This is a genomic window from Vibrio sp. 1F169 (assembly GCF_041439605.1).
Classification (GTDB): Bacteria; Pseudomonadota; Gammaproteobacteria; order Enterobacterales; family Vibrionaceae; genus Vibrio; species Vibrio tasmaniensis_A.
Genome location: NZ_JBGOOI010000080.1, coordinates 1 through 18,888 on the forward strand (window position 1 = coordinate 1; position 18,888 = coordinate 18,888).

An 18,888-nucleotide genomic window follows, 5' to 3' on the forward strand; every position below is an offset into this window, starting at 1 on the left:
AAATACGCGAAACGGGGTTGTTCTATCTTTAAATTTAATTACGCAACAAAGCCGAGTTCAGATTAAATTTCGCGTTGAGAGTAATACTTAATATATTTATCTAGAGACTCAATAGATGGTGATTTATTGTTTTGATATTAATGCGTAGGCTAGTGATGTTGAACACCAAAGTCATAGGTTGGCGATAGTGCTGTTTAGCAGGTACTACGAGCTTTCTAATTTTTGTTTTCAATGTTAGGAATTTGGATTAGATTACGCTGATGTGCACCCTAATTATAAGAAGAGTATAACCTGTGAAAATTCATAGAATTAATCCGACCAAGCGTTGGTCTGATGTGACTGTGTTTAACGGTATTGCAAGCTTTGTTGAAGTACCAGAGACGGATACAACGGCAGGAATTAAGAATCAGGTTCAGCAAATCTTCGAACAAGCTGAAGAAATGATGAGTTTGGTAGACAGCGATAAATCTCGTGTATTGTCAGTGACTATTTACCTAACGGATTTCGCTAACTTTGATGCACTCAATGAAGTGTGGGAAGAGTGGTTCCCTGAAGGCTGCGCGCCAAGCCGTGCGTGCGTGAAAGCAGAACTCGCTAACCCTGAACTATTGGTTGAGATGTCATTCATGGTTGCTGCTGGTGAAAAGTTTCAATAAGCCGAAATCTCGGTAGATACAAGCGCTAGTAGACATAACTATTAATAAAGTCGACAGCGAACAGATAAAAAAAGCCACTCAGGTGAATCACTTGAGTGGCTTTTTAGTGTTCTACGCTATCCGAAACTAAATCGGATTAGGTATTAAGCGAGACCTTGATCTCTTGCCATCTGCTTCGCGATCTTCGGTGCATGCCATAGACATGGCAGCAAGATAAACGAAACAGGAACGGCAGTGATCACAATGAACGACTGCAGAGCTGAGATGCCGCCAGAGCCCATTGAGATAAGCGCGATAGCCACTGCCCCCATAATGACGCCCCAGAATGTTCTAACTGCTGAGTTAGGTTCTGTTGTGCCAGTCATTACTACACTGATGGTGTAGGTCATTGAGTCACCTGTGGTCACGATGAACGTGGTCGTCAGGATAAGGAACAGGATTGCAATCAGAGTTGGGAACGGTAGTTGCGAAGTAATAGCTAGTAGTACAGCTGGAAGGTTGAAACCTTCGAATGCGCTAGATATTACGCCTGGGTTCTCTAATTCAAACGCTAAGCCACTACCACCAACAATGCTGAACCAAAAACAAGTCACAAGCGGTGCAACGATGCTGATAGAAACGATCATTTGGCGAATAGTTCGGCCACGTGAGATACGAGCAATGAAGATCGCCATCATTGGGCCATAACCTAAGAACCAACCCCAGAAGAATACAGTCCAGCCACCTAGCCACGCAGTATCTTGGCGGTATAGCGCCATTGGGATAAAGTTGTCGACCATTTCACCGATGCCTTGTAGGTAACCATCAATGATAAAGCTGGTTGGGCCAACAAGGAGAATGTAAACGATTAGGCACACCGATAAGATGATGTTGTAACGGCTTACCAGTTGGATGCCTTTACTTAGACCACTTAATGCCGACAGCGTATACATTGCAATAGCGAATAGAATAACGACACTTTGGGTAGCAAAGCTGTCAGAAATTCCAAACAGCTCGCTCAACGCATAGCTGATCTGTAGGCCAAGGAAGCCGATAGGGCCGATTGTACCTGCGGCTACTGCCACAATGCTGCACGCATCAACGACGTTACCAATCCAACTGTTGATTGCCTTGTCGCCCAGTACTGGGTAAAGCAGGGTGCGTGGCTTAAGAGGAAGGCCTTTTTCGTAGTGCAAGTACATAAGCACAATCGAAGAGAGACCACCTAAGATAGCCCATGCAAGGAAACCCCAGTGCATGAAAGATTGTGATAGTGCATTGAATGCCATCGCTTGAGGGTCTGCATTGCCATACAGCGGTGGAGCTGAAACAAAGTGAGCAATTGGCTCTGCAGCTGCCCAGAACACGCCACCACCCGCAAGGAGTGTACATAGGACGATAGACATCCATTTAAACGTGGTCATTTCTGGTAGGGCAAGCTTCCCTAAACGAACATGGCCTGTGCGACTTAGTGCAAGCACTAAACCGATAATGAAATTGAGTAGTAGTAGGACTTGCCAGAAAGCACCGAACCATTTAGTTGAGTAACTAAAGCCGATGTTGACAAGTTCGGACAATACGGAGGTGTTGGTGAAAGCAAGGATGACAAAGAGGGTCAGGAAACTGCCACTCAGCCAAAAGACTGGGTTTCCGAGTTCCAGTTTTTCACCCAAAGATTGAGCTCTATTGAAATCGATAGAAGTAGATTCTGCGTTGATGTTTTCGTTGGCGACTTGCGTCAAGTTGGACATTATTTCTTCGCTATATTTGGCTCTTTCAAGCCTATGTATTTCTCCCACATTCGGATAAAAATGTGAGGCTCGTCAAAAAAGCCGCTGATACTAACATATTTGTTATCCAAAAGTGGGCGATTTCATAAAATAATCTCAAATCGCCCCTAATTCCCTACTTTTTGGTTAGTTTTGATACGAATTCTCATCGAATCTAAATCATATTTCTAAATTTTGAGACACTATTTTTTTAGCTTTGCGAAATAAATTAATATTAGTTGTTGGTGCAAAATAAGTGTCGAGTCATTGCATGCTATAAACAAATTAATGCGAGTCATTTTATAAATAAGGAATATTTTAGGTGTTTAATTGGCACTGTTACCTACAGTTGTTTTGCGAAGGAATTTAAGTGGCAAAAAAAGTGTCATTTACTTTAAATATCTTAAAACAACAACTTAAGGGACTGCAAACATGCACCTAAATCAAGGACGAGTGGCCAAAAAGGTTTTTACACTCAGTACTCTCACTGCGTCATGCTTAATGGCTTTCAATAGCTATGCGGCTGTGGATTGCTCAACGTTAGAAGCGTGGGATCCTGCCACGGTTTACACCGGCGGCGATCAAGTTTCACATGACGGTAGTGCTTACAAAGCCAATTATTGGAATCAAAATAACAACCCAAACCAATTCGAAGGTGACCATGCACAATGGAAGAAGGTTGATGTGTGTAGCGGTGGTGGTACGCCCAATGAAGTGCCAACGGCTTCGTTAACGACTCCATCAGCCTCTGACATAATCACTGAAGGCGATAACGTGGTGTTGAGTGCAACGGCGCTAGATTCTGACGGCAGTGTTACCTCGGTTGAATTCTTCATTGATGGAACTTCAGTTGCGGTTGTAACAGCTGCACCTTTCGAAGCAGCTTGGGCTGCAACGTCTGGTAGCCATCAGGTTTCGGTTGTTGCTACAGACAATGAAGGCGCGGCTAGCTTAGCGAGCGCGGTCTCTATTTCTGTCGATTCAGTTACACCTGGAAATGAAGCGCCGACAGTATCGGTTGCGCTTTCTGCATCTTCGGTTGATGTTGGTGGTGTGGTAACGCTTACCGCAACGGCAACAGACAGCGATGGTACGGTTGATAAGGTCGATTTTTATGTGGCAGGTTCTTTAGTCGGAACGGCTGCGACAAGCCCATACACGCTTAACTACACAACCACTCAAGCGGGTTCTTTAGCGGTTTACGCAAAAGCGACTGACAATCAAGGCGCAACGACAGATTCAGCGCTGGCTTCTTTGACGGTGAATGGCGTACCAACGGTGAGCACTTGTCGACCTGATGGCTTGTATCAAACTCAAGGTGTCGATGTTCCTTATTGTACGATTTACGATGATGAAGGCCGTGAGAAAATGGGCGCGGATCACCCACGTCGTGTCATTGGTTACTTCACCAGCTGGCGTGCAGGGGATGACCCACAAGCTGCTTACCTAGTAAATGACATTCCTTGGGAACAACTCACACACATTAACTACGCTTTCGTGAGCATCGGCTCAGATGGCAAAGTAAACGTGGGTGATGTGAACGATCCGAACAACGCAGCGGTTGGTAAAGAGTGGCCGGGCGTGGAAGTTGACCCAGCATTAGGCTTCAAAGGTCACTTCGGTGCATTAGCGACAGCGAAGAAAAAACACGATGTTAAGACTTTAATCTCAATCGGTGGTTGGGCGGAGACCGGTGGCCACTTCGCCACTGATGGTAGCCGAGTGGCTGATGGTGGTTTCTATACCATGACGACCAATGCTGACGGTTCTATTAACCATCAAGGTATCGAAACATTCGCAACTTCAGCGGTTGAAATGCTTCGTAAATACCAGTTCGATGGTCTAGATATCGATTACGAATACCCGACGTCAATGGCGGGCGCAGGTAATCCGTACGATAAAGACTTTATGGAACCACGTCGTCAATACCTATGGGCTTCTTACCAAGTGTTGATGAAAGTGTTGCGTGAGAAGCTTGATGCAGCCTCTGCGCAAGATGGCAATCACTACATGTTAACGATCGCGGCGCCTTCTTCGGGTTACCTACTGCGTGGTATGGAAACATTCGATGTAACCAAATATCTCGATTACGTAAATATCATGTCTTATGACCTTCACGGTGCGTGGAACGATCACGTAGGCCATAACGCTGCGTTGTTTGATACAGGTAAAGATTCAGAGTTAGCACAGTGGAACGTATACGGCACAGCGGCTTACGGCGGTATCGGTTACCTGAATACGGATTGGGCCTACCACTACTTCCGTGGTTCTATGCCAGCAGGTCGTATTAACATCGGTGTGCCTTACTACACACGTGGTTGGCAAGGTGTAACTGGTGGTGAGAATGGTCTTTGGGGCCGAGCAGCACTGCCAAACCAAGCTGAATGTTCAGCAGGTACTGGTGAAGGCGAGAAGAACAACTGTGGCCATGGCGCAATTGGTATCGATAACATGTGGCACGATACTGATCCGAAAGGCAACGAAATGGGTGCAGGTTCAAACCCAATGTGGCATGCGAAGAACTTAGAGAAAGGCATTTGGGGTTCTTATGCAGCAGCTTACAAGCTTGATCCTGTTAACGATCCTTCAGATGTTCTAATGGGGACTTACACGCGTAACTATGACAGCGTGGCTGTTGCTCCTTGGTTGTGGAACGCAGAGAAGGGCGTATTCCTTTCAACGGAAGATAAAGATTCTATCGATGTGAAAGCCGATTACGTTATCGACAAAGAAATCGGTGGCATCATGTTCTGGGAACTAGCAGGGGATTACAACTGTTACGTACTCGATGCGAACGGTAACCGAACTTCAATCGATACAACCGAACAGGCGTGTAATAGCGGAAACGGTGAGTTCCATATGGGTAACACTATGACGAAAGCTATCTACGATAAGTTTAAGTCAGCTACTCCATATGGAAACAAGGTTGCAACGGGTGCTATCCCAACGGAAGCATTAGATATTACTGTTTCTGTAGGTGGCTTCAAAGTCGGTGATCAAAACTATCCAATTAACCCTAAGATCACGTTTACAAACAATACAGGTCAAGCGCTTCCTGGTGGTACTGAGTTCCAGTTCGATATCCCAGTGTCTGCACCTGATAACGCAAAAGATCAATCGGGCGGTGGTTTGTCTGTGATTGCTTCTGGTCACACTCGTGCCAATAATATTGGTGGTCTAGATGGTCCGATGCACAGAGTAGCGTTTACATTACCTGCATGGAAAGAGCTTCCTGCTGGTGGTGTGTATGAACTCGATATGGTTTATTACTTGCCAATTTCTGGCCCTGCAAACTATACAGTGAATGTGAATAGTGTCGATTATGCATTTAGCTTTGAGCAGCCGGATCTACCACTGGGTGATATCAGTACTGGTGGCGGTAATCCTGGTGATGGCGGTACCAACCCAGGTACATGCGATACTGCGGGTTTAGCTGTATATCCCGACTTACCTCAGAAAGATTGGGCGGGTAACCCAAGCCACGCAAACACGGGCGACCAAGTGGTTCATAACGGTAGTGTTTACCAAGCAAACTGGTGGACAAGTGCCGAGCCGGGAAGTGACGGCAGTTGGACCAAAGTGTGCTCTTAATTTAATGCTAAGCAATGTATTTATAGACAATAGAGCGTAGTAATAGGTAATAAATGCGAATGCTTTTAAGTCGATTTATCAGGGCTTTAGTATAAATTAAGTTATCAATTTAAACGTAAAATCAAAACGCCGAACTGAATCCAGTTCGGCGTTTTTGCTATAAGTCACAGATTGCACATGAAGAGCGCTATTAATATCGACTATCGTTCAGTAAAATCGATAAATGTGATATAAAACAATCTACTTATAAAAACAATAGCGTTACCTAAAATTTAAAAGCTATGAGGTGATTTTGAAAGTAAGACGTAAGTATATCCTCAACTTTTCCATCGTGTTGGCCCTCGTATCTTTGGTCCTCTCTGCTATTCAATTTAACCGAACCAAAGAATCACTTTTAGAGTCTAATCAATTCTTCTTCCGTACTATTGTAAACGCAAGCTACGACATCGTAGATACTACCGTTAACGAAGCTATTAAAACCTATCTCAAAGGTGTGACTGATACTGTCGCTTCTCACACACTAGGTGTCACTCCAGAACAAGAAGTTAAAGAAGTCATCCGAATTGCTAACGAATTGGTGATTGGAGAGTCAGGTTATATCTATTTGATGTCACCACAAGGTGTCCACCTGTATCATCCGTTTTTACAAGGGCAAAATCGCGCGCATTTAACCCATATTCAAACGCAACTGACCTCAAAGTCTGGAATGACTCAGTATTCTCATGCTAATCCACATGAAGTCGGCAAGCGTGCGAAGGTCGCGTATTCAGTGAGGCTACCGAGTGGTAATACATTGGTGGCGACCACTTATAAAGATGAACTCATGTACTTGATCGATCTCGAAGCGCTTAAAGATAAACTAAGAAAGTATTCATATGGCGATAGTGGTTATGTATATATTGTTGATTTGCAAGGCGAGCTAGTCCTCCGACCCAATTTTGAACACGAACACTTGAAAGCCTTAATTGGTTATTCATCAGAGTTGCTCATCGATAAGGTCGTTGCTGAGCCTGAAGGGCATTTTAGTTACTCAATTTCAGATGACAACGGTACGACAAACAAAAACATTTTCTATAAGTTCTACCCATATCTGAATTGGATCATTTCTGCTGGAGTTTTGGAGCAAGAGCTCAATAAGAACCACAGTTTATTGCTGGTGAGCTTGATGACCTTAATCATAAGTTTGCTTAGCATCATCGCCGTTTTGGTGCTTTACCTGCGGCACCGTCATTTAAAGATCTTAGATGTAGCTAGCTTAGATTATCTTACGGGGTTGAGTAATCGGCGGGACTTTATTTCTCAGGTTAAGATGAGAATTTTAGAGTGTTCGCCTTATCCGTTAAAAGGTGTTGGTATCATTCTTCTAGATATTGACCATTTTAAATCGGTAAACGATCTACACGGGCATAATGAAGGCGATAGAGTGATCTGTGCCGTTGCAAAAGTATTGAAGCAATTTGCAAATGAAAATCGTCTAATTGCTCGCTATGGCGGTGAGGAATTTATCTTTGTGACTTTTGATTGCAATGAATATCAATTGTACGAGTTGTCGGAAGAGCTTAGGCGTAGCGTCGAAAAAATTGAGGGGTTAGTGTTACCTGTAACGGTCAGTGTTGGGTGTCGCTATGCAAATGCACTGTTCCACATAGAAGGCACGATAGACCAAGCTGACAAAGCACTTTATCAAGCGAAAAAGAATGGACGCAATAACACACAGGTGTACAGAGAGAGTCAATATCGTATTGTCTGTAATTGAAGTTTTCTAAAACTGATGAGCATGAAAAAGCCCAAATAGAACGTTCTATTTGGGCTTTTTTAGAATTGTTTGAAAGTGCTAGCCGTTAATCTAAGCTTTTGCTGCTTTCATCGCTTCATTTTTTTTTTCCTTTTGCATTTTTGCAAGGAAGTAGATGTTCACACAAGCGATGAAACCGTTGGTTGCAACCACTGGCCATGCATCAATCATAACGCCGTATGCTGTGAATAGAGTACAGCCAACAAAGTTAAGGACACGCAGACGCACGATATCTTTCATTGTTAATGAAATTGCGACCATAATAGATGCCGCGTAACCTAAAATTTCAACCATATTGAATTCCATTGTGTGACCCTCTTAAATTTGCCGATGCTTTATCGGTACCAATTCTTCTCTTCATGAGATGATTGAGGAAGCTCCGTGCCCCGAATGGTTTGGTTATGTTTAACTAAGTTTACTATACCGAGTCTATTTCTGTGGTTAAACCCCCAAAATGAGTAGAAGTGAAGGTTAGCGATTACGCAAACGTTTAATGATCTTTCTATTAATATAATTACTGTTTATGTTGAAGGTCAAATTGATAATTATTCTTGTATAGGAAAGGAAGCCGCGAATGATAAAACGATTCATATGTGCAACAAAAGGCGTAAATAAAGTCGCGTTGTTGGCTTTGATAGCGATTGGACTGACAGCGTGTACAACCAATGAAACGACTCCAACTCACAATTATGGCGTGGTGACCAGTGGTGACTTTGATTTCATGAAGCATGGGGTAGTCACGTACTCATGGCATCCCGAATCAGAGCAAGTGTACCTTTCTGAAAAATATGACAAGACGGTCGTCACTGATCTTGTACGCGAAGCGATTAAAGAACAACTTTCATTGAAAGGTTATCAGTTGAAATCCGGGGCTGGTGATGTCGTAGTGGGTTTTGGATTAGCTGAAGAATCTGAACTGAACGATGAATCGATCTTTGATGCGATTCAGCTATCTACAGGTGTGCCATTTTATAGTGATGATGGAAAGGTAAGCGAGAAAGGATCTTTGTATATTGCTTTTTTTGTTCCTAATTCGGAAGTTATACAGTGGCAAGCACTGGCGCAGTCTGGTATCCAACCTGATTTAGAGCCGAGCGAAAGCAAACAGCGGGTTATGGGCTTTGTTGAAATGTTATTTAGACGTATGCCCGAGAGGTAAAGCGAAGTGTTGAATGCATTCATTGAGTCAATCGTTTTTGTGTAAAAAACGGACAGGTCGCAGATTATACTTTTTTATTTGTAACGAACCGTACAAATACGTAAAGCAACGTAAAGTTCGCGCTTCTTTTGCTAGCATTTGTCTATACTGAACAAAACGTTAACTTAGGTTTAATTCAATGAAACGGTTCTCAAAATACTCTCTCCCTCTATTAAGTATGTTCATTGTAAGTAACGCAGCGATCGTAGCAAATACTGCTGTCGCGGCACCTTCTATAGTACCAAGCCCACCTAGCCTAGGCGCAAAAGGGTATGTGTTAATTGATTTTAACTCTGGTGATGTGCTGGTAGAAAAAAACGCACACACTAAGTTGAACCCAGCGAGTTTAACCAAGCTTATGACCAGTTATGTGGCTGGACAAGAGATGAAACGAGGTAACATCTCTGCGGATGATCAGGTGCGAATTAGCGAAAACGCATGGGCGAAAAACTTCCCTGATTCTTCAAAAATGTTCATCGAAGTGAACACTGATGTCGCGATGATGGATCTTTACCGTGGCTTGATTATTCAATCAGGGAACGATGCGAGTGTTGCGATTGCAGAACATGTTGCTGGCTCACAAGATGCATTTGTTGACTTGATGAACTCTTGGGCAGCTTCGCTAAAACTGGAAAATACCCATTTTGCGAATGCACATGGTTTAGATGCGGACGATCTCTATTCAACGCCTTATGATATCGCTCTATTAGGCCGTGCGATTATTCGCGATTTACCGGATGTGTATGGTTTATACAGCGAACGCTCGTTTAGCTACAACAAGATTACACAACACAACCGCAATGGCTTATTACGTGATAGAAGCTTGACGGTCGATGGCATGAAAACAGGCTACACCTCTGGTGCCGGCTACAGTTTAGCGAGTTCGGCGACACAAGGTGAGATGAGACTTATTGCGGTTGTGATGGGCGCATCAAGCGTTAAGAGTCGTGAGTCAGACAGCAAACAATTGTTGAGCTATGGTTTTCGTTTCTTCGATACGCTAAACCCTCATCAAGGCGGTGACCAAGTCGCTGAAGAGAAGGTGTGGTTTGGTGCTCAAGATACGTTGAAGCTAGGCGTTGCAGAAGATACGTTTATTACGCTGCCTAAGTCAGACAGCAAAAAGTTAACGGCATCGATTGAACTAATATCTGAACTGAAAGCCCCGATTTCAGAAGGCCAAACCTTAGGCGTTGTTCATTACACCGTTGATGGTGAAGATGTTCAAACTCAACCTTTGATCGCGTTGGAAGCGGTAGAGCAGGCTGGCTTGTTCAAACGCTTGATGGACTACGTAAAGCTATTTTTTGCTAGTCTGTTCTAAATCGAGGCTAGTCTGTTGTAAAGCGAGATAGTGGCGACAAGTCGCGATGGAAAACCATAAATAGTATGGGCGTTGTGAGTAAATCACAGCGCCTATTTTTATTTCTACATCAATCAAAACACTGCGCCGCACTATCTTTATTAGCCGTAGCGGTCGGTTTCGATTACTATACGCAAAATTTAGCAGCGTAGTCACTTATGACGATTGAGATAAAGAACGTAACCGACCCCGAAGTAACATGTGCTAATTGTCAGGCATGCTGTTGCCGTTTAGAGGTTATGATCATCACAGATACAGGCGTACCTGAAGAGCATATCGCTTATGATGAATGGGGCGGCGAAACGATGTTGCGACTCGACGACGGTTGGTGTTCTGCTGTAGATAGAGAAACACTGATGTGTACTATTTACGAAAACCGACCTTGGATCTGTCGTGAATTCGAAATGGCCTCTTTTGAATGTGTTGATCAGCGCAAGGATGTAATGGGTTAAGACTTTATCTTAGCTATCGATGTTAGTTGAGCTCTAACTGTTCTTAGAGCTTTAACTATTCCTTGCGCTCAAATACTTCGCAAGAAAATCGATAAACACTCGGATTCTTTGGGGCAAATAATCGCTCGCATGATACACCACGTACATTGGTAGCTGGTTATTACTCCAATCTTCCAATAACCTTTTTAGTTCTCCTTTCTCAACATACTCTTTGCCCATCCAATCCGGTAAAGCAACAATACCTAAACCTTGTCGAGCCATTTTAAGTAGCATATCTGGGCTATCTGAAGTGAATATTTGATTTACTTTAATGGTATTAGTTTTGTCGCTCTTGTCGGTAAAACGCCATTCATTCGTAGGGCTCATCAGGGAGTAGGTTAAGCATTGGTGTTCGCTCAAATCTTGTGGATACAGAGGAATCCCTTGTTTTTCTAGATAATCTGGTGATGCGAAGTAGTGAACTTTGTTGTTAAACAAGAAGCGTGCTTTTAGCCCTGAGTCTTTGAGTTGTGACGCGCGGATGGCAACATCAATATTGTGTTCATTAAGGTTGACGATGCGGTCATCGATGCTGAGGTTAATGCGGATACCTGGGTGCTGTTCAATGAAAGCTTGAAGCGGCTCACTGAGTAACATCGATGAAAAAGCACTTGGCGCAGATATCTTAAGCTCACCTTCCACGGATTCTGTTTCACGCTTGAGCCTACTTTCTATGGTAGACATCTCTTCGAGTAAACGGGAGCAATAAGTCAGGTAGTCTTTGCCTGCATGGGTTAGGGATATTTTGCGACTGTTTCGCTGAAACAGCGTCATTCCTAAATCACTTTCTAACCACGCAATCTTTTTACTTACGGCACTTTGTGTCACGTCGAGTTTATTGGCAGTAGCAGTAAAACTGTTCAGCTGCGCAGTTTCCACGAAGATACGAATACACTCAATTTTATCCATTCTAGTTGTCCTATATCTTGTACCTAAACCCAATCATTCCAAATTGGAATCCTGACTATCATAAAACTAGCATTTATCGTTCCATTTATGAATGGTTAAATGATTCCACTACGTTAATGATTCTTAAGAAAGGTGGCAACATGAGTACAGTAGTGAGTGTATTACTAGTGGTGTTCTTTTTATTGGCGAGTTCAATCAAGACAATTGCTTGGCAAAAGAAAGTGTTTGAAATCCAGCTTGGCTTTTTTAAAAGCTATGGATTAAATCGCGTCATCATGTTTCTAGTTGGCATGGTTGAGTTTACTGGAGCTGTATTGTTGCTCTGTGCTTTGGTTGGTTTAGCACCTGAACATACGCAACTGATGGGAGGTTTGATATTAGCGAGTACTTCACTAGGGGCGATTTACTTTCATTTGAGATTCGATACGTGGAAGGATGGTATTCCCGCGATGGTTACTCTGTTGGGTTCTGGCTTCTTGGTCATTGCATCGTACTAAGTTTATTCGACATGTAGCGATAGCTATGAGAGGCAAAGGAAATAAGAGTAGGGCACGAAGCCCTACCAAATGGAAACGGTTTAGAACTCAGAAGGCACTTCAAACTCGAGCCATTCACCGGTTGTTGGGTGAATCAGTTTTAAGTAGCCAGCGTGAAGGTGTAAACGATCACGTTTGTATCCGTATAAGTCGTCACCACGAATCGGTACACCAAGGCCTGACGGGTGAGCACAGTGTACGCGCAGCTGGTGGGTTCGTCCTGTTTTAGGGTACAAGTGAACCTTGGTTTTGCCATTGTTGGTGCTGACCGCTTCCCAATGAGTTTCAGCATTACGTCCATGTTCATGGCAAACCAATTGTCTTGGTCTGTCTGTTATGTCGCCGCGCAAGGGCAAGCTGATATCGCCAGATTTGCCGTCGATTTCACCATCTAACAGAGCTGTATATCGTTTCTCTACGGTTCTATCAATGAACTGCTTCTGGATGTGTTTATTGGACTCTGCGGTCAGCGCCAAGATCAATAAGCCTGACGTCGACATGTCCAATCGATGGATAATCAAAGGGCCTGTTGCATCGGGATAACGCGCTTTAATACGGGTATAAACAGAGTCTTCGATAAACTTACCAGGAACCGACAAGAACTCCTCGGGTTTATTCACCACCACGATCTCGTCATCTTCATAGACAATATCAAACGACTTACCAACCGCAGGGTTCACGATAAGCGGGTTCTCTTCTAATTCGATGCCGTTTAGCTGGTGGTCGAGGATCTCGAAGCTTTTACTTTGGCAAACCGGGTACAGGTTTGCGTGCTGGCGAATGACAGCCGTTGGAGGCAATCCCCACCAAAACTCAGACAATGCTAATGGCTGAAAGCCGTGTTCAAAAGCAAAATTAAGCAGCTTAGGTAGGCAGCAGTCGCCAGAGCCTTCAAGAGCGTCTTTGCCATCTAACAATTCAAGCAGGTTCTTTGATTCGAGAGCTTGGTTGTTAAAGCGATAATGAGACAACCGTTGCGCTTCTAATTCGGCTGAGATCGCTTGGTACTCTTGCTTGCGGCTCGTGAGTTCGCTTTCGATAGCATCAACTTGCGACTGGCGTTCTGCGATCTTTTGTTTCCACTCGATTCTAAGTGCTTTTAAGTCGCGTTTCTCTTGGCTGCTTTGATTGCCCAGTTGTTTGAGCAAATTCGCTGCTGACTCTAGATTCCCCAATGCCTTTTCTTGATTGGCTTGTTCTCTGAGTTCGTTACGCTGAGATTTGTTTGCTGCCATGGCTAATTGAAAGGCTTCGATAGCTTGTGCTGATTCGATTTTTAACTCTTCAAATTCAGCCAATAATGCGTCTAGGTTGTGCGACTGTTGTAGTTTTTCAATGTCATCCGCTAGTTGCGATTGGCGAGCAAGGTTTGCACTGTTGTGAGATTGAAACTGTTCTGAATCGAAGGCTGATGGAACAAAGTTAATGTTGTTTAACTGAGAGGCCAAAGACGGATATAACTGCAAACCTGAAAACGCAGAAAGGTAACCTAGCTCTTGTGTAGTTGGGTTCTGAACAAGAAGCACGGCGTAGAGGTTGCCTTGCGATGTTTCATTCACACCGCAGTCGAGTAACGACTGCTGAAGTTGCTGCATGGCAAACTCACACGTTGGATGTGGTGTGTAGTAGTACGGAAACGTAAAACGAGTCGGTAGCGGTAAGTCTACATTCGTATTGTCGTTTTTTAGGTGCAGTGGTGTGTATTGAGCAAGGTTTGCTGACATGAAGATCAAACTCTATGGCTGTTCAGTTAGAGTTCGGTATTGTTGTCGAAATGAAGGTAAATGAGAAGCCAAAGCGAAAGATAAATCGGCTTTGGCTTCATTTAGTTGCTTGTGCTTATCCGAAGCGCGTCCGAGCTTGATTGAAACTCGATCAGTTCGAGTGTTCTAGCTCTAGTTGCTCGGCTTTTTGGTAAGCAGGGTGGCTCGTTAAAAGATCACCGTATTTAGCAATGTTAGGGTAGAGCGCAGTGGCACCGAAGTTACCCACGATTTCTACGATGAACGACATCATGAAATCGGCACCCGTCAGAGTATCAGCAACAAGGTAAGTTTTACCTTCAAGCGCTTCGTTGACAAAGGTTAGGATCTTTTGGTTTTCATCATCAGCGTAGCCGCCAAGGAAATTAGTCTCGCAACCGTCTTTCATCACAAAGATTTTAAGTAGCATTGGCAGAATACCAGAGCTTTCAGCGAAGTGAAGCCACTGTGAGTATTCCACGTAGTCAGCGGTGCCGCGCACTGGTGCGAACTTACCTTGACCGTATTTGTCGATTAGGTACTCGGTGATAGCACCAGATTCGCTGATCACGACGCCATCGTCTTCAATAACCGGAGATTTACCAAGAGGATGAACGGCCTTCAATTCTGGTGGCGCTAGAAACGTTACACTGTCTCGTTGGTATGGTTTGATTTGATAATCAACACCAAGCTCTTCCAGTAGCCAGATGATTCGTTTTGAGCGAGATTTGTTTAGGTGATGCAAAGTAATCATGATTTTACCTAGTTAACTGGTTCAGTTTTTGAATTTATTTAGCTTCGTTTGTTTTGATAACAAGCTTACCGAAGTTTTGGCCTTCCAATAGACCCATGAATGCTTGTGGCGCCTCGTCTAGGCCTTCAACTAGGTGCTCACGGTAATGCATCTTGCCTTGAGACAACCATTCTGTCATTTGAACAGCAAACTCATTGTAACGGTGTGCGTAATCATCAAAGATAATGAAACCTTGCATCTTAATACGCTTGACCAAAAGAGTGCCCATAAGGCTAGACATGCGATCTGGGCCTTCAGGAAGTGATGTCGCATTGTATTGTGAAATAAGGCCACAAACAGGAATGCGAGCACCAGTGTTAAGCAACGGCATTACCGCATCGAACACCTTGCCGCCAACGTTTTCAAAATAAACGTCGATGCCGTTGCTACATGCTTTAGCTAGTTGCTCCGAGAAGTCGTCGGCTTTGTGGTCGATACATTCATCAAAACCAAGCACTTCTTTCGCGTACTGACATTTCTCTTGACCACCAGCAACGCCAATGACACGACAGCCTTTTAATTTTCCGATTTGGCCAACGGTTGCGCCTACTGCACCTGTTGCAGCCGCAACGACTAGAGTGTCGCCTTCTTTAGGTTGGCCGATATCAAGTAAGCCCATGTACGCAGTAAAGCCTGGCATACCCATGATGCCCAGTGCGTAAGAAGGGTGTGTTGGCTCTTTGCCTAGTTTGATTAATCCTTCACCGTTAGACACTCCAAGATCTTGCCAACCTGTGTAAGCCAGTACCCATTCGCCAACTTCAAAATCGCTATTGTTTGACTCTTCAACCTGACACACGGTTGCACCGACCATCACTTCATCAATCGCAACAGGGTCTGCGTAAGATTTAGCATCGCTCATTCGGCCACGCATGTACGGGTCTAGAGAAAGGTAAACTGAGCGAAGTAACATCTCGCCGTCTTTAATTGTTGGTGCGGCTACTGTCTCCAAACGGAAGTTATCTTGAGTCGGTGCGCCTACTGGGCGAGAAGCCAATACGATGCGGCGGTTGTCTTGTTGAGTCATTGGGTATCCTTAATTTTATATTATGTTTATTTAGAATTAGACCAGTCGTCTAGTCTTGTTGTCTAAAAATCCCGCCGTCATCAAATGATAAGAGGGCGGGTTATCTGTCGTTAGTAAAGACTAAACACAGTACGTGGTTAGTTTTTACCTTTTAAAATCTGTTGGGTTAGGTTTAAAGCTGATTCTAAGCTACGTGAACTCTGGCTTAGTTTGCTTAATAAGCTTGCGCCTAACCACATAGAATATAGATTTTGAGCGGTTTCTTGGCTCTCTTCAACCTTTATCGAGCCATCATCAATACCACCGACAATGCACTGCTCGATGGTATGCGTCACTTTCTCAGCACCTTTCAATAGCGCTTGGCGCATAGGATCAGAAAGATCAGAAACTTCGGCGCTGAGCTTAACGACTAAGCATTTATGAGCGTTACAAGTACCGTTTTCAATCTGTGACCATCGAGTGAAATAACTGATAATTCTCTGGTAATGGTTGCCTTCACCATGAACCAAAATAGTTTCAACTCTGCTGATGTAGGTCTCAAAATAGTGCTGGATCAGAGCCTCGCCAAATTGCTCTTTAGATTTAAAGTAGTGGTAAAACGATCCTTTTGGAACATCCGCTTCTTTAAGCAATTGCGATAAGCCAACGCCGTTAAAGCCGTTGTTCACTATTAATTGGTAGCCAACATCTAAAACATGCAGGCGTGTGTCGTTCGTTTTATCGTTCATGGGCTTACTATAAGTTAAATTAGACCAGTCGTCTAGTCTTCGGCTTTTTGAGGTATATTCCGTCGTTACAAAAGTGGCTTCAATTATTCAATTATTCAATTATTCAATTATTCAAACGTTCACATATAAAAAAGCCCCAATATAGCTCGTATGTTAGGGCTTAAATCAGTCTCTTCAATTATTTGATAGAGATTAACTCAACATCAAAAATCAAAGTTGCTGATGGTGGGATAGGGCCTGAACCACCTTTACCGTAAGCCAATTGGCTTGGGATAAACAGGCGAACTTTTTGGCCTTCGACCATGTAAGTCAAACCTTCTTGCCAGCCTTTTATCACTTGTTTAAGAGCAAATGAGATTGGCTCACCACGATCAACAGAGCTGTCGAAAACAGTGCCGTCGATAAGTGTACCGTGGTAATGAACCGTTACTTTGCTGTTCTTAGTTGGGTGCTCTGTACCAGTACCTTCTTCAAGAACTAGGTATTGAAGACCACTTTCAGTCGTAACAACCCCTTCTCTAGCGCCGTTTTCGATAAGGAATTGTTGGCCTTGTTCGATATTTTCTTCGCCAGATTTATGGTTCATCCAAGTGCGGTAGATCATGAAGCCAGCCAAAATAAAGACAATGACCGGGATGATAAATTTAGACATAGTAAAACCTATTTATTGTTGATTTTTTATAGAGAAAAGCCGTTAAGGCTGAGTCAAAAGGTAGTTGATCGTTTTTGCGATACCTTGAACATCTTGGTGACCTGCTGTCAGTACTTGGTATTTACCGTTGATGATAAATGTTGGTACTGAGTTGATTTGACCTTTAACCGAGATCTCTTCAGCTTTCTTTACGTAGTCAAATAGAGCAACTTGCTGTTCTTTGTTCAGTTGGTATGGGCTAACCAGACCGCGAGAAGTGAAAGCAGTCTCCAGAGCTTGTTGACGTTGTTCTGGCGTTGCATCTGCACCCATTTGAACGGCAGCAAATAGGTCGTCCATGAACGCGTGGTCAGGGGTCGCGTCAAGTTGCATCACTGCCGTGTAGTAGATCATTGCGCTGATTTGAGCACTTTCATTGAACGTTACGTGCATCTTGCCAATAGTTTGGTCTGTTAGCGACTCAATCTTTGGAATTGCATTTTCCATTTGACGACAGTGACCACAGTTTAGAGAGAAGATTTCAGTGATCGGAGACAGGTTAAATTCAGTTAGAGCAGTAGGCAGCGCTTCGTATTGAACGCCTTTCTGTGGCTCGTCTGTTTCACTACAACCCGCGATAATCAGTGCGGCAGCAAGTGCTGTGATGAATTTAGTAAATGGTTTAAACATAATGTTTGCTCTAGCGTTGAGAAGTCGTGAGATTCTAACTATTTAGTACGAATTGGAAAACAATTATAAGGTAAATAAATGCAAACAGTTGAAACGAGCGGGCGATGACAGGCGAGTTGACGGTGAACTGTGATCAAAAACACTTTTTTTGGACGTGCTTTTTTTCGTATAAAGTTTTTGTCTAAAGTTTTTCTCTCAGTGCCGATATAGACATTAGTGAATGGTTTATCTGCATAAGTGGTTGGTGAAGTAATGAGATATTTAGCGATAATGTTAAGCATAGCTTTGGCTGGGTGCGAAACTACGTTACCAACAGGGTTATTCGGTGAGGATATGTTACAAACTGCACCGAAAACTGATTATGACATTATGTACCCTGAATGGGGGGTGGTTCAAACCACTCATCAGCAAGGAACTATTACCACTAACTACGGACGTGGTGTTTCGACCAATGATCCACTGGAAGTCTTTTTAAGACAAAACCGTATCGATTTTGAAGTTTTACCTGGCAACCATGTGATGGTAAAGCTTGTGCAGCATGTGAACTTTAAAACAGGTTCGACATCTCCTGAACCCGCTTACAACAATTGGTTGGACACGTTAGGCAGTTATCTTTCTCGACGCCAAGACATTGATGTCGTCATTGAAGGACACACGGATAATACAGGCAGTGATCGTGTTAATGATCCGCTCTCTGAACAGCGCGCAAAAGAAGTGAAAGCTCGCTTAGAAAGTAACTATGTTTCGAGTCGTGCTATTTACACCCGCGGTTTCGGTGAGTACGTTCCCGCGTGTAACAACGCTTCAGCACAAGGTAAAGCCTGTAACCGCCGTGTAGAGTTGATGCTGATTGTGGCGAAATAGATGCGAGAAGCTTGATTCTTTGAATCGAAAGAGCGTATCGATTACAGACATAAAAAAATCCCTCATGAAGATAACACTGATCATTTAAGCATTTTCCTGATCAGTTGAACGATCCTACAGATGGTT

Annotated in this window: 17 protein-coding genes; 8 read left to right on the forward strand and 9 right to left on the reverse strand. The window is 43.6% G+C overall.

Annotated elements, in window-relative coordinates:
* The first annotated feature begins 293 nt into the window (after positions 1-293).
* Complete coding sequence (locus ACED53_RS20130) at positions 294-656, forward strand: RidA family protein (RefSeq protein WP_017101776.1); 363 nt, start codon at positions 294-296, stop codon at positions 654-656.
* A gap of 143 nt (positions 657-799) precedes the next feature.
* Here ACED53_RS20130 and ACED53_RS20135 read toward each other — a convergent pair whose 3' ends face one another.
* Positions 800-2,386, reverse strand: a complete 1,587-nt coding sequence (locus ACED53_RS20135; RefSeq protein ID WP_009845503.1) for a BCCT family transporter — start codon at positions 2,384-2,386, stop codon at positions 800-802.
* A gap of 450 nt (positions 2,387-2,836) precedes the next feature.
* Here ACED53_RS20135 and ACED53_RS20140 point away from each other — a divergent pair, with 450 nt between their 5' ends.
* Both ACED53_RS20140 and ACED53_RS20145 read left to right on the forward strand, forming a co-directional pair.
* Complete coding sequence (locus ACED53_RS20140; protein WP_017101777.1) at positions 2,837-5,995, forward strand: chitinase C-terminal domain-containing protein; 3,159 nt, start codon at positions 2,837-2,839, stop codon at positions 5,993-5,995.
* Between the two features lie 292 nt (positions 5,996-6,287).
* A complete protein-coding gene (locus tag ACED53_RS20145; protein ID WP_029225589.1) occupies positions 6,288-7,751 on the forward strand; it encodes a sensor domain-containing diguanylate cyclase in 1,464 nt (487 codons plus the stop codon).
* A gap of 90 nt (positions 7,752-7,841) precedes the next feature.
* Here ACED53_RS20145 and ACED53_RS20150 read toward each other — a convergent pair whose 3' ends face one another.
* On the reverse strand, positions 7,842-8,096 hold the full coding sequence (locus ACED53_RS20150; RefSeq protein WP_009845500.1) for a YgjV family protein: 255 nt from the start codon (positions 8,094-8,096) through the stop codon (positions 7,842-7,844).
* A gap of 268 nt (positions 8,097-8,364) precedes the next feature.
* Between ACED53_RS20150 and ACED53_RS20155 the strand changes: the two genes are divergently transcribed.
* From ACED53_RS20155 to ACED53_RS20165, 3 genes are all read left to right on the forward strand, one after another.
* Positions 8,365-8,949 (forward strand): DUF4136 domain-containing protein, encoded by a 585-nt coding sequence (locus ACED53_RS20155; protein ID WP_009845499.1) that lies wholly within the window; start codon positions 8,365-8,367, stop codon positions 8,947-8,949.
* 178 nt (positions 8,950-9,127) lie between these two features.
* Positions 9,128-10,312 (forward strand): D-alanyl-D-alanine carboxypeptidase family protein, encoded by a 1,185-nt coding sequence (locus ACED53_RS20160; protein ID WP_017097507.1) that lies wholly within the window; start codon positions 9,128-9,130, stop codon positions 10,310-10,312.
* Between the two features lie 197 nt (positions 10,313-10,509).
* The gene (locus tag ACED53_RS20165) at positions 10,510-10,803 is read left to right on the forward strand and encodes a YkgJ family cysteine cluster protein (RefSeq protein ID WP_017101779.1); all 294 of its coding nucleotides are present in this window, start codon (positions 10,510-10,512) and stop codon (positions 10,801-10,803) included.
* 51 nt (positions 10,804-10,854) lie between these two features.
* Here ACED53_RS20165 and ACED53_RS20170 read toward each other — a convergent pair whose 3' ends face one another.
* On the reverse strand, positions 10,855-11,751 hold the full coding sequence (locus ACED53_RS20170) for a LysR family transcriptional regulator (protein WP_017101780.1): 897 nt from the start codon (positions 11,749-11,751) through the stop codon (positions 10,855-10,857).
* A 116-nt stretch (positions 11,752-11,867) separates the two neighbouring features.
* Between ACED53_RS20170 and ACED53_RS20175 the strand changes: the two genes are divergently transcribed.
* On the forward strand, positions 11,868-12,248 hold the full coding sequence (locus tag ACED53_RS20175) for a DoxX family protein (protein WP_009845495.1): 381 nt from the start codon (positions 11,868-11,870) through the stop codon (positions 12,246-12,248).
* A gap of 80 nt (positions 12,249-12,328) precedes the next feature.
* Here the strand turns inward: ACED53_RS20175 and ACED53_RS20180 are convergent, their stop codons facing one another.
* From ACED53_RS20180 to ACED53_RS20205, 6 genes are all read right to left on the reverse strand, one after another.
* Positions 12,329-14,011, reverse strand: coding sequence for an RluA family pseudouridine synthase (locus tag ACED53_RS20180; RefSeq protein WP_032499436.1), 1,683 nt, complete (start codon positions 14,009-14,011; stop codon positions 12,329-12,331).
* A gap of 151 nt (positions 14,012-14,162) precedes the next feature.
* The gene (locus ACED53_RS20185) at positions 14,163-14,783 is read right to left on the reverse strand and encodes a glutathione S-transferase family protein (RefSeq protein ID WP_009845492.1); all 621 of its coding nucleotides are present in this window, start codon (positions 14,781-14,783) and stop codon (positions 14,163-14,165) included.
* Positions 14,784-14,817: 34 nt separating this feature from the next.
* Positions 14,818-15,849: an NADP-dependent oxidoreductase gene (locus ACED53_RS20190; RefSeq protein WP_017101782.1), complete on the reverse strand. Its 1,032-nt coding sequence runs from the start codon at positions 15,847-15,849 to the stop codon at positions 14,818-14,820.
* A 137-nt stretch (positions 15,850-15,986) separates the two neighbouring features.
* Entirely contained in the window at positions 15,987-16,577 is a 591-nt protein-coding gene (locus ACED53_RS20195; RefSeq protein WP_009845490.1) for a TetR/AcrR family transcriptional regulator, read from the reverse strand.
* A gap of 178 nt (positions 16,578-16,755) precedes the next feature.
* On the reverse strand, positions 16,756-17,229 hold the full coding sequence (locus ACED53_RS20200; RefSeq protein WP_017101783.1) for an FKBP-type peptidyl-prolyl cis-trans isomerase: 474 nt from the start codon (positions 17,227-17,229) through the stop codon (positions 16,756-16,758).
* 42 nt (positions 17,230-17,271) lie between these two features.
* The gene (locus ACED53_RS20205) at positions 17,272-17,898 is read right to left on the reverse strand and encodes a thiol:disulfide interchange protein DsbA/DsbL (protein WP_017101784.1); all 627 of its coding nucleotides are present in this window, start codon (positions 17,896-17,898) and stop codon (positions 17,272-17,274) included.
* Between the two features lie 270 nt (positions 17,899-18,168).
* Here ACED53_RS20205 and ACED53_RS20210 point away from each other — a divergent pair, with 270 nt between their 5' ends.
* On the forward strand, positions 18,169-18,762 hold the full coding sequence (locus ACED53_RS20210) for an OmpA family protein (RefSeq protein WP_009845487.1): 594 nt from the start codon (positions 18,169-18,171) through the stop codon (positions 18,760-18,762).
* Positions 18,763-18,888 lie beyond the last annotated feature (126 nt).